General features: G+C 59.5%; 11 protein-coding genes. 6 read left to right on the forward strand and 5 right to left on the reverse strand.

Features of this window, described 5'->3' with window-relative positions; translation table 11 throughout:
• The first annotated feature begins 59 nt into the window (after positions 1-59).
• The 3 genes from PMA3_RS02175 (at position 60) to PMA3_RS02185 (ending at position 4,727) form a co-directional block, all read left to right on the forward strand.
• Positions 60-2,546 carry a circularly permuted type 2 ATP-grasp protein gene (locus PMA3_RS02175; RefSeq protein WP_064675630.1) on the forward strand — a complete coding sequence of 829 codons (2,487 nt, stop codon included), beginning with the start codon at positions 60-62 and terminating at the stop codon, positions 2,544-2,546.
• On the forward strand, positions 2,546-3,436 hold the full coding sequence (locus PMA3_RS02180) for a transglutaminase family protein (protein ID WP_064675631.1): 891 nt from the start codon (positions 2,546-2,548) through the stop codon (positions 3,434-3,436). The genes PMA3_RS02175 and PMA3_RS02180 overlap by 1 nt, the downstream gene beginning before the upstream one ends.
• Positions 3,437-3,548: 112 nt before the next feature.
• Entirely contained in the window at positions 3,549-4,727 is a 1,179-nt protein-coding gene (locus PMA3_RS02185; protein WP_064675632.1) for an integrase core domain-containing protein, read from the forward strand.
• 216 nt (positions 4,728-4,943) lie between these two features.
• Here PMA3_RS02185 and PMA3_RS02190 read toward each other — a convergent pair whose 3' ends face one another.
• Positions 4,944-5,132, reverse strand: a complete 189-nt coding sequence (locus tag PMA3_RS02190) for a hypothetical protein (RefSeq protein WP_007947526.1) — start codon at positions 5,130-5,132, stop codon at positions 4,944-4,946.
• 68 nt (positions 5,133-5,200) lie between these two features.
• Positions 5,201-5,788 carry an LOG family protein gene (locus PMA3_RS02195; protein WP_064675633.1) on the reverse strand — a complete coding sequence of 196 codons (588 nt, stop codon included), beginning with the start codon at positions 5,786-5,788 and terminating at the stop codon, positions 5,201-5,203.
• 342 nt (positions 5,789-6,130) lie between these two features.
• Here PMA3_RS02195 and azu point away from each other — a divergent pair, with 342 nt between their 5' ends.
• Positions 6,131-6,577 (forward strand): azurin, encoded by a 447-nt coding sequence (gene azu / locus PMA3_RS02200; protein WP_064675634.1) that lies wholly within the window; start codon positions 6,131-6,133, stop codon positions 6,575-6,577.
• 188 nt (positions 6,578-6,765) lie between these two features.
• On the opposite strand, the gene nadE is transcribed toward azu, so the two are convergent.
• From nadE to PMA3_RS02215, 3 genes are all read right to left on the reverse strand, one after another.
• Entirely contained in the window at positions 6,766-7,593 is an 828-nt protein-coding gene (nadE, locus tag PMA3_RS02205) for an ammonia-dependent NAD(+) synthetase (protein ID WP_064675635.1), read from the reverse strand.
• A 4-nt stretch (positions 7,594-7,597) separates the two neighbouring features.
• Positions 7,598-8,833: a nicotinate phosphoribosyltransferase gene (gene pncB / locus PMA3_RS02210; protein ID WP_064675636.1), complete on the reverse strand. Its 1,236-nt coding sequence runs from the start codon at positions 8,831-8,833 to the stop codon at positions 7,598-7,600.
• 230 nt (positions 8,834-9,063) lie between these two features.
• Complete coding sequence (locus PMA3_RS02215) at positions 9,064-9,975, reverse strand: LysR family transcriptional regulator (protein ID WP_064675637.1); 912 nt, start codon at positions 9,973-9,975, stop codon at positions 9,064-9,066.
• A gap of 175 nt (positions 9,976-10,150) precedes the next feature.
• Between PMA3_RS02215 and amaB the strand changes: the two genes are divergently transcribed.
• Together amaB and amaA are read left to right on the forward strand one after the other, a co-directional pair.
• Positions 10,151-11,641, forward strand: coding sequence for an L-piperidine-6-carboxylate dehydrogenase (gene amaB, locus PMA3_RS02220; protein ID WP_064675638.1), 1,491 nt, complete (start codon positions 10,151-10,153; stop codon positions 11,639-11,641).
• Between the two features lie 124 nt (positions 11,642-11,765).
• Complete coding sequence (amaA, locus tag PMA3_RS02225) at positions 11,766-13,049, forward strand: L-pipecolate oxidase (RefSeq protein ID WP_064675639.1); 1,284 nt, start codon at positions 11,766-11,768, stop codon at positions 13,047-13,049.
• Positions 13,050-13,326: the final 277 nt, after the last annotated feature.

Raw genomic sequence — 13,326 nt, forward strand, 5'->3', positions numbered from 1 at the left:
TCCGGGCGTCATGAGCCTGCGTTAGTCTGACCGTTCCTTGCTGTCTGCCGAGCTTTTCCATGCCTGATCTGCTTGACCGCTACCCGCTGACGGCGGGCACTTATCACGAACTGCTCGATGGCAGTGGAGCCGTGCGCCCGCACTGGCGACGGCTGTTCGACCAATTGCAACGCAGCACACCTGCGCAGTTGGTGCAGCGTCAGGCGTTGCTGACCCGGCAGATCCAGGAAAACGGCGTGACCTACAACGTCTACGCCGATCCCAAGGGGGCTGACCGGCCGTGGGAACTGGACCTGCTGCCCCATGTCATTGCGGCTGACGAGTGGGAGCAGTTGTCGGCGGGCATCGCCCAACGGGCGCGCTTGCTCAATGCCGTGCTGGCGGACCTCTACGGTCCGCAACGCTTGATCGCCGAGGGCCTGTTGCCCGCCGAGCTGGTATTCGGCCATAACAACTTCCTCTGGCCGTGCCAGGGCATCACGCCGCCCGACGGGGCTTTTCTGCATCTGTACGCGGTGGACCTGGCGCGCACGCCCGATGGTCGCTGGTGGGTGACGGCGGATCGGACCCAGGCGCCATCCGGTGCCGGTTATGCCCTGGAAAACCGTACCATCGTGTCCCGGGCCTTTCCCGAGTTGTACCGCGATATGAAGGTGCAGCATCTGGCCGGATTTTTCCGCACGCTTCAGGAAACCCTGGCCCGCCAGGCGCCGAGCGACGATGAAGCGCCGTTGGTGGTGTTGCTGACGCCGGGACGATTCAACGAAAGCTATTTCGAGCATCTGTATCTGGCGCGCCAGCTGGGTTACCCACTGGTGGAGGGTGGCGATCTCACGGTGCGCGATGCCACCGTCTACCTGAAAACCTTGAGCGGTCTGCGCCGGGTCCACGCGATCATGCGTCGGCTGGATGATGACTTCTGCGATCCGCTGGAGTTGCGTACCGACTCGGCGCTTGGTGTGCCGGGCCTGCTCGAGGCCGTGCGGCAAGGGCGAGTGCTGGTGGCCAACGCACTTGGCAGTGGCGTGCTGGAGTCGCCGGGGTTGCTGGGCTTTCTGCCGAGGATCAATCAGTTCCTCTTCGGCGAAGCACTGATCCTGCCCTCCATTGCCACTTGGTGGTGCGGCGAAGCGCCAGTGCTGGCCCAGGCCTTGGAAAAATTACCGGAGCTGTTGATCAAACCGGCATTCCCGTCCCAGAGCTTCACTCCGGTGTTTGGTCGTGATTTGAGTGAAAAACAGCGCCAGGAGCTGGCCGAGCGCATGCAGGCACGGCCTTACGCCTATGTGGCGCAAGAACTGGCGCAGCTTTCCCAGGCGCCGGTCTGGCAGGCTGAAGACGGACAGTTGCAACCGCGGGCCATCGGCATGCGTGTGTATGCCGTAGCCAGCCGCAATGGTTATCGGGTGCTGCCCGGTGGACTGACCCGGGTGGCCGCCGACGCCGACGCCGAAGTGGTATCGATGCAGCGCGGCGGTGCGAGCAAGGACACTTGGGTGCTGGGGGATCGCCCACCCAGCGGCGAACAATGGAAAACCCGACGCAACATCGGGGTGCGCGATCTGGTGCGGCTCGATCCGTATCTGCCGTCACGGGTGGTGGAAAACCTGTTCTGGTTCGGCCGTTACTGCGAGCGTTGCGACGGCAGCGCACGGTTGCTGCGGATCATGCTGGCGCGCTATGTCGACGGTGACGATCCCCAGGCCTTGCAGGCTGCCGTCGATCTCGGCGAACGCCTGAATCTGTTGCCGGATGAAGGCGAGTTGCAGGAGCGCTTGTTGGCGGCGCTGCTCGGCGATGACTGGCCGTTCAGCCTGCGCTCCAACCTGCAGCGTTTGCAGTGGGCGGCGTCCCAGGTGCGGGGCAAGCTCTCGCGGGAGAATTGGCAGGCGCTGGTGGAATTGCAGCGCGAAGCCATGGCGCTGGAAACCGATGAAGCGGATTTTGGCGAGTTGCTGGATTTTCTCAACCGTCTGGTGATGTCCCTGGCGGCGTTGTCCGGTTTCGCCCTGGACGACATGACACGGGACGAAGGCTGGCGCTTCCTGATGATCGGTCGCCGGATCGAGCGACTGCAGTTTCTCAGCGCCAGCCTTGCGGCGTTCCTGCGCGGTGCCGGCGCCTTCGACCAGGCTGGCCTGGAGTGGCTGCTGGAGTTGGGGAACAGCAGCATCACCTACCGTTCGCGGTATCTGGCGGTGGCGCAATTGATACCGGTACTGGACCTGTTGCTGCTGGATGAACAAAACCCCCATGCGGTGCTGTTCCAGTTGAAGCTGGTGACCCGCACGCTGAAACGCTTGAACGATGACTTTGGCGTACCTCGTGAAGCAGGCCTGCCGCAACTGGTGGACCGCCTGGCGTGCTTTGATCTGGGTAGCCTGGAGAATTCGCTGTTGGGTGAATCCAGCGTTCGCGCCGCTATCAATGGTCTGGCTGATTTGCTGCAAGAGATCGCCGATATCAGCGGGCAAATGTCGGATCGCCTGGCCTTGCGCCATTTCGCCCATGTCGATGATGTCAGCCAGCGCACGGTGTCCGTCTGATGAACGCCCATTACCAGATTCTCCACGACACCCATTACCACTACGACAGCCCGGTATCCCTGGCCCAGCAACTGGCACACCTGTGGCCGCGGGCCTGTGCCTGGCAGCGCTGCACCGAGCAGCAATTGCAGATCAGTCCGGAGCCGACTACGCGCCGGGACGAACTGGACGTATTCGGTAATCCCCTGACCCGGTTGGCGTTCGAGCGGCCCCACGATGAATTGCTGGTCAATGCCCGGCTCACCGTTGAAGTGCTGGCCCGGCCTGCGCTGGACTTCAATCGATCCCCGGCCTGGGAAGACACCCGCAACGCGCTGACCTATAGCAGTCAGCCGCTGTTACCTGAATTGCTGGACGCGTGCCGTTTCCGTTTTGAATCGCCCTATGTGCATTTGAAACGCAACTTCGTCGAGTTTTCGGACAGTTGTTTTCCCGCGGGCCGTCCGCTGTTGCTCGGCGTTCAGGCGCTGATGGAGAAAATTTTCAGCGAGTTCACCTTCGACGCCGAAGCGACACAGGTGGCAACGCCGTTGGTGGAGGTGCTGGAGCGTCGGCGCGGTGTTTGTCAGGATTTCGCGCACCTGATGCTCGCCTGCGTTCGCTCCCGTGGATTAGCGGCGCGGTACATCAGCGGCTACCTGCTGACCCAGCCACCGCCGGGGCAGCCGCGACTGATCGGGGCCGACGCATCCCACGCCTGGGTCTCGGTATTTTGCCCGGTGCTGGGCTGGGTCGATTTCGATCCGACCAATAACGTACAGCCGGCGCTGGAACACATCACGCTGGCCTGGGGCCGGGATTTCTCCGATGTTTCGCCGTTGCGCGGGGTGATTCTTGGGGGCGGTAATCATGACCCGGAGGTCCGCGTCACCGTGATGCCACTGGAGTAACGGTATCCCTTGTGGGAGCGGGCTTGCTCGGGTAGAAACCGGAGACATCCTTTACGTTTTAAACCGGAGACATCGTTTACAGGTATGAAATACGGTCAGGAGGTGCCTGACCATGCCCTGGAATCGAGAGTCCCCAATGGATCAACGAATCAAACTCATAGGCGACTGGCTGCAAGGCAGCTATTCCAAAAGCGAGTTGGCCCGTCACTACGGGCTCAGCCGACCCACTTTGGATAAATGGCTTGCGCGCTACGAAACACAGGGCATTGATGGGCTCAAGGAACTGTCACGGCGTCCGCATACGAGCCCTTTCAAAATCAGCGATGAGGTGCTTGAGCTGCTAGTCGCGTACAAGCGCGAGCATCACAGCTGGGGACCTGAGAAGCTGGTGCATAACCTTAAGATTGATCATCCAGAGTTGTCTTGGCCAACAGTCAGCACGGCAGGCGAATGGCTTAAGCGAGCAGGTCTGGTGCAAAAACGTCGTTTCCTCAATCGCCCGCCAGCGGGGAAAAATCCGCTGCGCGACGCTACTGCGCCTAATCAGACATGGGCGGCGGATTTCAAAGGTGACTTCGCGCTTCAGAACGGCCAACGTTGTTACCCACTGACCATTACTGATCACGTCAGCCGATTTCTATTGCTGTGCAGAGCGCAAAGCAGCGTTGCCGGGGCTCGCGAAGGGTTCGACTGGGCGTTTCGGGAGTACGGGTTGCCTAATGTGATTCGCACAGACAACGGCTCCCCCTTTGCCTCCACCGGCATTTCGCGCATATCCAGCCTGGCGGCTTGGTGGATACGCCTAGGGATCTACCCTGAGCGAATCCAGCCGGGGCGGCCTGACCAGAATGGCCGTCATGAGCGCATGCATCGAACGCTCAAGGCTGCATTACTTCATGCGCCTGAACGTAATCTGGTGGAACAACAGTTGGCATTTGAACAGTTTCGACAGGAGTTCAATTACGTAAGACCTCATAAGGCTTTAGAGATGAAGGTTCCTGCGGATCTGTATAAGCCTTCGCCAAGGCAGTACGACGGACGCGTGCCTGAGGCTGATTACGCTTCGGATATGAGGATCCGCATGATCCGACAAAATGGATCGATGAAATGGAAAGGCAAAATGATTTTCGTCAGTGAATCTTTGGCAGGTGAGGCGCTAGGACTGAAGGAAGTGGACGATGATGTGTGGGATATTTACCTTTGCAACTACCTTTTAGGCAGACTGAAAAGCGGCGAGAGCCGCCTTTCAAGCCAACAGAAACGTAAAGGATGTCCCCGGTTTCAGTCGTAAAGGATGTGTCCGTTTCTACATCGCGAAAGCGGCGGCACATCCCACATCCATGCGTCTGAAATACCGCCTTCGCGAGCAAGCCCGCTCCCACAGGGGAAATGTGCAAGGACGTTCGGATAGGGGATATTCAGAGTGGCCTGTGAGGGTCGGCAGCGACGCTGCCAACCCTGGACACAGATCCGGTGGGCCTGATCAGATCATCCGGCCCTGAGGGTCTCAGGCGTCGGGCGCCTGATCTTTCGGTGCTTCAGTTTCGTCTGTCGCCACTTCGCCTTCGGCATCCGGGTTCAGTGCTGCTGCTTCTTCTTCAGCGGTAGCTTTCTTGCGCTGAAGCTTTTCCTCTTTCTTCTGCTCCTTGGCCAAGTCTCTCTGACGTTTGGCGAACGAATAATTGGGTTTAGCCATGGGCGATCCTCTGGGGTCGAAGGTGAGGTTGAGCGGCGCGTATTCTGCCTTGTATCGGTGCCCAGCCGTTAGCTGGGTTTTTGCTCGATCCACTTTGGCACCACTGTCGGCTGCCAGGCATCCAGGGCGTCGAGCAAGGATTGCGGCGATTCGCTCACCTGCAGCATGTCACGGTGAGCCTCGCGAACGAAGCCTTCGCCGACGATATGATCAAGAAAACCGGTCAATTTGCTGTAGAAACCGTTCACTTCCAGCAGTCCCAACGGTTTGCCGTGGTAACCGAGCTGGCCCCAGGTCCAGACTTCGAACAGTTCTTCCAGGGTGCCCAGGCCGCCAGGCAGGGCGATGAAGGCGTCGCTGAGCTCGGCCATCCGCGCCTTGCGCGCATGCATGCCGTCGACCACTTCCAGGCGGGTCAGGCCGCTGTGGCCGATTTCCTTGTCCTTGAGACTTTGCGGGATGATCCCGATCACTTCACCGCCGGCGGCCAGTGCCGCATCGGCGACAATGCCCATCAGTCCGACGGCGCCACCGCCATACACCAGGGTCAGCTTGCGCTCGGCCAAGGCTCGCCCCAGGGCGACAGCCGCTTCACGATAAGCCGGGTTGGTGCCGGTACTGGCACCGCAAAATACACAAACGGACGCTAAAGACATGCCTTACTCCACGGTCAGGGTGGACACAGAGTAAAGGCAGGCGAGCGGCGCTCCAAGGTCTAGACTTCGCGTTCAGGTGTTTCACAGGTGCCGCTGGCGCCACAGGCATAAGCGGCGAGCAAACTGCGCAACAGGCTGTTAAGGGACATGACAGACGCTCCAGATGAGGATGACGGCTTGATGATAGGGCCGCACCAGACGTCTGGCTGGTAGATTGTCTCGATAGGGGTCATAGCCCGAAAGTTGTATACAATTTTTGATTCAGGTCATAGGAACTTGCGAAGTTTTCAGGCAGTCTTCTGTCCATTCGCATTTTTGTTAACCCTGCCTTGGAGATTCACCATGTTTGCCAAACTTGTTGCGGTATCCCTGCTGACACTGGCCAGCAGCCAATTGATGGCTGCCGAGTGCAAGGTCACTGTCGACTCCACCGATCAGATGTCCTTCAACACCAAGGCCATTGAAATCGACAAGAGCTGCAAGACGTTCACCGTAGAGCTGACTCATTCCGGCGCCTTGCCGAAAACCGTCATGGGCCATAACTGGGTGCTGAGCAAAGAGGCTGACATGCAGCCGATCGCTACCGATGGCCTGGCTGCCGGCATCGACAAGAACTACCTGAAAGAAGGTGATGCACGCGTCATCGCCCACACCAAGGTCATTGGTGCCAAGGAAACCGACTCGGTGACCTTCGATGTAGCGAAGCTTGCTGCTGGCGAGAAGTACGGGTTCTTCTGCTCGTTCCCGGGCCATATTTCGATGATGAAAGGTACTGTTACCCTGAAGTAATCGAATCGAGCTCATAAAAAAGCGTCCCTTGAAGGACGCTTTTTTTTGTGCCTGACGATAGACCGAGTCATCGTTCTTCGCGGGCAAGTCGAATCGTCGCACCGCACGCTCCCACAGGGATCGCGTGACTCTGTAGGAGCGAGGCTTGCCCGCGAAGGCGCCGGAACAGACGCCACCTCATTCACGCCTTACGGCGCGAACGGCATCACTCGCTTGTGATGGGTCTTTTTATACGTATCGCAAATGATCTTGAACGCTTCCTCACGCACCGGCTCGCCATGCAGGAACGCATCGATCTCGGCATAGGTCACGCCATGGGAGGCTTCATCCGGTTTGCCCGGCGACAAGTCCTCAAGGTCCGCCGTCGGGATTTTTTCCACCAGCGTTTCCGGCGCGCCGAAGCTGCGGGCGATGTCCCGAACCTGGTTTTTCACCAGGCCACTCAACGGCGCCAGGTCACACGCGCCGTCACCGAACTTGGTGAAGAAGCCCATCACCGCTTCCGCCGCGTGATCGGTGCCGATCACCAGCCCATGCGCTGCGCCGGCAATGGTGTATTGGGCGACCATGCGCATCCGCGCCTTGGTATTGCCGAGCACGAAATCCACCGATACTGCTTGCTTGCCTTCGAACGCTGCCACTTCACTGGCCAGGGCTTTGACCGCCGCACCGATGTTGACCGTGTGACGTTCGTCCGGGGCAATGAAATCCAGCGAAGCCTGGGCGTCGTGCTCATCGAACTGGGTCTGGTACGGCAGGCGCACGGCGATGAACCTGTAGCTGTCGTCACCGGTGCGTGTGCGCAGCTCGCGCATGGCGCGTTGGGCCAGCAGGCCGGCGGTCAGGGAGTCGACACCGCCGCTGATGCCGAGCACCAACGTCTTGAGCCCGGAATTGACCAGGCAATCCTGGATAAAGGTGATCCGTCGGGCGACTTCGGCCTCAAGGGCGGCCTGGTCGGCGAACGGCGGTTGAACCTTGAGCTGCTCAGCAATCTCACGCTGTTCGGCTTGCATGAATTCACTCCTTGCTTGAAATGCCTGCTGTACTGGAAAGCGCGGCAGGTACCTGGAAAACGTGTCGCAAATAGGCGACGAAATTTGGGTCTTTGCAATGCGTCTTGCCCGGCTCGTCGGAGATCTTTGCCACCGGCTGGCCGTTGCAGGCGGCCATTTTAAGCACGATGCTCATCGGTTCGACACCCGGAATATCGCACGTCAGGTTGGTGCCGATACCGAAGCTGACATTGATCCGACCACGCAGCGCCCGGAAAATCTCCAGGGATTTGGGCAGCGTCAGGCTGTCGGAGAACACCAGCGTCTTGCTCATCGGGTCGATGCCAAGTTTGTGATAATGGGCGATGGCCTTTTCCGCCCAGAGCACCGGATCACCGGAGTCATGGCGCAAGCCGTCGAAAAGCTTGGCGAAATACAGGTCGAAATCACTGAGGAAGGCATCGGTGGTGATGCAGTCGGTCAGCGCGATCCCGAGCAGGCCGCGATATTCGCGGACCCAGCAATCGAGGGCGGCAATCTGGCTGTCGATCAGTCGCGGGCCGAGCTGCTGATGGGCCATGATCCACTCGTGGGCCATGGTGCCCAGCGGTTTCATGTCCAGCTCACGCGACAGGTGCACGTTGCTGGTGCCGACGAAACGACCGGGGAAGTCGTGCTTGAGCACGTTTACCACTTCTTCTTGCACGCGGAACGAGAAGCGCCGGCGCGTACCGAAATCGGCCACCTGCAGTTCGGATAATTCATCGCTGCCGGCATTGGCGGTCAGCCAGTCGAACTTGCGATAGAGCTGCTCGCGCGCCTGCTCCAGGACGATTTCCCTGTAGCGATAGCGGTTGCGCACTTCGCTGACGATCGCCAGCAGCGGCACTTCGAACAGAATCACATGCAGCCATGGCCCACGCAGGCGGATGAACAACTCGCCGTTTTCGATCCCCGTGTGCACATAGCGCAAGTTGAAGCGAAACAACCCGAGAAAGCGCAGGAAATCCGGTTTCATGAAACTGATGCGCTCCATGAAACTCAACTGGTCGGCACTCAGGCTCAACTCGGCCAGGCGCTCGATCTGGAAGCGGATCTCCGCCAGGTACGGGCGCAGGTCTTCACTGTTTCGGCAACGGAACTCCCATTCGACTTCCACATTCGGGTAGTTGTGCAGCACCGCCTGCATCATCGTCAGTTTGTAGAAGTCGGTGTCGAGCAGGTTCTGCACGATGCGATCGGCAAACACGCTCTCGCTCATAACGGGGGTTCTCCAGGCTGGCCGCGGCCTGTGGCAGCGGCGTTGCAGCTGTTCAATGAATTGGGCTAGTGGCGCATATCGGTGGTGAGGATTGCCAGCGATTTTTTAGACCGCAGCAGATCCTTGTGGGAGCGAGCTTGCTCGCGATGGCGGTATTTCATTCAATATCAATATTGACTGACCCACCGCCATCGCGAGCAAGCTCGCTCCCACAGGGGCTGGGGGCAACCCTAAATAGATGACATTTGCGGACTATCAATCTGCTCCAGCATCCACTTCACAAAATCCCGCACTTTCGGCACGTCTGCCGCATGCTCCGGGTACGCCAGGTAATAGGCGTCGGTGCTGGGCATCGCGTGCTGCCAGGGTATGACCAGTTTGCCGTCGGCCAATTCCTCTTCCACCAGAAACTTCGGCATCAGCGCCACGCCACAGCCGACCTGGGCGGCGCGGATGCACATGTAGAAGGTTTCGAACCGCGGCCCGTGGTAACTGTGCTCGGTGTGGTAGCCCTGGCTGTCGAACCAGTCGTGCCAGGCCTGGGGGCGCGAAGCGTTTTGCAGCAGGACCAGGTCAGTGAGTTGCGTAGGATCGGTGAATGGCGTGTCCGGCAGGCTGCCCGGTGCGCAAACCGGCACCAACTCTTCGCTGAACAGCTTCAGGCATTCGGTGCCGGGGCGCGAACCCTGGCCAAAATAGAAAGCCAGGTCGCTGCGCCCCTGCAGCAGATCGTCGGCTTCCTGTTCGCTGCACAGGTCCAGGTGGATCGATGGGTGGCGCAGGCGCCAGCCTTTCAAGCGTGGCACCAACCAACGGGCGCCGAAGGTCGGAGGCGTGGAGACGCGCAGGACTTCTGTTTCACCGCCGTAGGAGCGCAGGTAATGGGTCGACATTTCGACTTGGGTGAGAATTTTTCGTACTTCTACCAGGTACAAATCTCCGGCCGGGGTCATTTGCAGGCGGCGGCGCACCCGACGGAATAGCAGATGCTGTAATAACTCTTCGAGTTGCGCGACCTGTTTGCTCACCGCACTCTGGGTCAGGTTCAGCTCTTCTGCGGCCCGAGTGAAACTCAAATGCCGGGTCACAGCCTCGAAACACTGCAGTGCGGTGATCGAAGGCAGATAGCGTTTGTTCAGCATGGGCGGTCCTTTCGTCTTGTCTCTTTATTGCCAGCAATGCACAGCATGAATAAACGGAATGATATCTCTCTTAAAGGTCGTTTGTTGAGTAACCTCGGGGGCGCTAAAACTACAGGTCTGATCAGTCGTGATTTTCCGGCTGCCCACTTTCTGTTTTTTGCTTGAGGAGTGACCCATGGTTGCCGCATTGCTTGATCGTCTTGGCGTGAACCCGGCCCTGTATCAGAATGGCAAAGTGCCGGTGCATTCGCCGATCGATGGCAGCCGGATCGCCGCCGTGAACTGGGAAGGCGCCGCTGAAGTCGAGCAGCACATCAGTCGCGCAGATCATGCGTTCGAACTCTGGCGCAAAGTCCCGGCGCCGCGCCGTGGCGAACTGGTGCGTCAGCTGGGCGATATCCTGCGTGAGTACAAGGCCGACCTCGGCGAGCTGGTGTCCTGGGAAGCCGGCAAGATCACCCAGGAAGGCCTGGGTGAAGTTCAGGAAATGATCGACATCTGCGATTTCGCCGTCGGCCTGTCCCGTCAGCTGTATGGTTTGACCATCGCTTCCGAGCGTCCTGGCCACCACATGCGCGAAACCTGGCACCCGCTGGGTGTCGTCGGCGTGATCAGCGCGTTCAATTTCCCTGTCGCGGTCTGGGCCTGGAACACGACGCTGGCGCTGGTCTGCGGTAACCCGGTGATCTGGAAACCGTCGGAAAAAACCCCGCTGACGGCCTTGGCCTGCCAGGCGTTGTTCGATCGTGTGCTGAAAAACTTCAGCGATGCGCCGCCGCACCTGAGCCAAGTCATCATCGGCGGCCGCGATGCGGGTGAAGCCCTGGTCGATGACCCGCGCGTCGCACTTATCAGCGCCACCGGCAGCACCCGCATGGGCCGCGAAGTGGCGCCGAAAATCGCCGCCCGTTTCGCTCGCAGCATTCTTGAACTGGGTGGCAACAACGCGATGATCCTCGGCCCGAGCGCCGACCTGGACATGGCCGTGCGTGCGATCCTGTTCAGCGCCGTGGGGACCGCGGGTCAGCGCTGCACCACGCTGCGTCGTCTGATTGCCCATGAATCGGTGAAAGAAGAAATTGTCACCCGCCTCAAAACCGCTTACTCGAAAGTGCGCATCGGCAACCCGCTGGAAGGCAACCTGATTGGTCCGCTGATCGATAAACACAGCTTCGAAAACATGCAGGACGCGCTTGAGCAAGCCTTGAGCGAAGGTGGCCGGGTGTTCGGTGGCAAGCGCCAGCTGGAAGATAAATTCCCTGATGCGTATTACGTCTCGCCGGCGATCGTTGAAATGCCGGAGCAGAGCGATGTGGTCTGCAGCGAAACCTTCGCACCGATCCTCTACGTGATCGGATACAACGATTTCGAAGAAGCCCTGCGCCTGAACAACGCAGTGCCACAAGGCCTGTCGTCGTGCATCTTCACCACTGACGTGCGTGAAGCCGAGCGGTTCATGTCGGCAGTGGGCAGCGATTGCGGGATCGCCAACGTCAACATCGGCCCGAGCGGCGCGGAAATCGGCGGCGCGTTCGGTGGCGAAAAAGAAACCGGCGGTGGTCGCGAGTCGGGCTCCGATGCATGGCGCGGGTACATGCGTCGTCAGACCAACACCGTGAACTATTCGCTGGAGTTGCCGTTGGCTCAGGGTATTACGTTCGACTGACGGGCCCCTTCGCGGGCAAGCCTCGCTCCTACAGGGGTTGTGTCATGGCAGATAACCTGTAGGAGCGAGGCTTGCCCGCGAAGCTTTTGCTTTGTGTTGGTTAGGTTTCGGTTGGAGTCTGGCAATGCCGTTACGCGAAGAGTGTCTGTGGGAAAAACTGACGCCGCAAAGGCCGGACAATTCGGCGCTCAAGGGTGAGGTGAGGGTAGATGTCTGCGTCATCGGCGCCGGTTTCACCGGTCTGTCGGCGGCGGTGCATCTGCTGGAACAAGGTAAAAGTGTCTGCGTGCTGGAAGCCCATCGTGCCGGTCATGGCGGTTCGGGGCGCAATGTCGGGTTGGTCAACGCCGGGATGTGGATTCCACCGGACGAGATCGAAGCCGGGTTTGGCGAAGCGGTGGGCAGTCAGCTCAATCGCATGCTCGGTGCGGCACCGTCCCTGGTGTTCAGCCTGGTCGACAGATATGACATCGATTGCCAACTGCGCCGCGAAGGCACGTTGCACATGGCGCACAACGCCCGTGGCGAAGCGGATTTGCGCAGTCGTGAACAACAATGGAAGCGTCGCGGCGCGCCAGTGGAACTGTTGACCGGTCAAGCTTGCGAACAAGCGACAGGTACCAAAAAGATCGCCGCCGCGCTGCTTGATCGACGTGCTGGCACGATCAACCCGATGGCGTATACGACAGGACTGGCCAAAGCGGCGATCGGCCTTGGCGGTCAGCTGTTCGATCATTCCCCGGTCATCCGACTCGAACGTCAGGGCCAACGCTGGTCGGTGCAAACGGCTCAGGGTTCGGTACTGGCCGAGCAAGTGGTCATCGCCTCCAACGCTTACACCGAAGGCGACTGGACCGAGTTGCGGCGCAATTTCTTCCCGGGTTACTACTATCAGGTGGCTTCGGTCCCGCTGACCGAGGAGGCCGCGCAGCAAATCCTGCCCGGTGGCCAGGGTTCCTGGGATACCCGCCAGGTTCTCAGCAGTATTCGTCGGGACAAAGACGGACGCCTGTTGCTCGGCAGTCTCGGTAATGGCAATCAGAAGCCGACCTGGTTCCTGAAAGCCTGGGCCGACCGGGTTCAGCAGCACTACTTCCCTTACTTGAAACCAGTGGAGTGGGAGTGCACTTGGACCGGCTGCATCGCGTTCACGCCTGACCATCTGATGCGTCTGTTCGAACCCGCGCCCGGTTTAGTGGCAGTCACCGGTTACAACGGCCGGGGCGTGACGACCGGCACCGTGGTCGGCAAGGCCTTTGCCGATTATTTGTGTAATGGAGATCCTCAAGCTTTGCCGATTCCCTTCGCCGCCATGCAGCCACTGGCAGGGGCGGGATTGCGCAGCTGTTTATACGAAGCCGGTTTTTCGCTGTATCACGCAGGCCAGTGCCTGCGGATCGTTATCTGATTGTTGAAATATGTTGCTGGAAGCGGCGCTTTCACGCGTAGCGACTAGCCTGTAGTGGTGCGGGTTGTAGCAGTCCCGCACCAGCAGTGTGCACTTCGGTGACGCACGTTGTTACAGGCTGGTTGCACGTCGTTTGTCGACGCGGTTGCAATGATGGCGCATGCGGGTTGCGCCTTTAAAAATAAATGGTTTCACCTCTCGCGGTTTAGACGGTTGCACGCCCAATGAAAATGGGCTCGAAACAGTCGAAAGAACAATAAGGTAGCGACTTTTCCCA

It is taken from the genome of Pseudomonas silesiensis (assembly GCF_001661075.1).
GTDB lineage: Bacteria > Pseudomonadota > Gammaproteobacteria > Pseudomonadales > Pseudomonadaceae > Aquipseudomonas > Aquipseudomonas silesiensis.

Excerpts from the sequence above, each read along its gene's own strand:
- PMA3_RS02215 (WP_064675637.1), bottom strand. The coding sequence starts at position 9,975 with ATGCTGAACAAACGCTATCTGCCTTCGATCACCGCACTGCAGTGTTTC.
- PMA3_RS02175 (WP_064675630.1), top strand. The coding sequence starts at position 60 with ATGCCTGATCTGCTTGACCGCTACCCGCTGACGGCGGGCACTTATCAC.
- azu (WP_064675634.1), top strand. The coding sequence starts at position 6,131 with ATGTTTGCCAAACTTGTTGCGGTATCCCTGCTGACACTGGCCAGCAGC.
- pncB (WP_064675636.1), bottom strand. The coding sequence starts at position 8,833 with ATGAGCGAGAGCGTGTTTGCCGATCGCATCGTGCAGAACCTGCTCGAC.
- amaB (WP_064675638.1), top strand. The coding sequence starts at position 10,151 with ATGGTTGCCGCATTGCTTGATCGTCTTGGCGTGAACCCGGCCCTGTAT.
- PMA3_RS02185 (WP_064675632.1), top strand. The coding sequence starts at position 3,549 with ATGCCCTGGAATCGAGAGTCCCCAATGGATCAACGAATCAAACTCATA.
- PMA3_RS02195 (WP_064675633.1), bottom strand. The coding sequence starts at position 5,788 with ATGTCTTTAGCGTCCGTTTGTGTATTTTGCGGTGCCAGTACCGGCACC.
- PMA3_RS02190 (WP_007947526.1), bottom strand. The coding sequence starts at position 5,132 with ATGGCTAAACCCAATTATTCGTTCGCCAAACGTCAGAGAGACTTGGCC.
- nadE (WP_064675635.1), bottom strand. The coding sequence starts at position 7,593 with ATGCAAGCCGAACAGCGTGAGATTGCTGAGCAGCTCAAGGTTCAACCG.
- amaA (WP_064675639.1), top strand. The coding sequence starts at position 11,766 with ATGCCGTTACGCGAAGAGTGTCTGTGGGAAAAACTGACGCCGCAAAGG.
- PMA3_RS02180 (WP_064675631.1), top strand. The coding sequence starts at position 2,546 with ATGAACGCCCATTACCAGATTCTCCACGACACCCATTACCACTACGAC.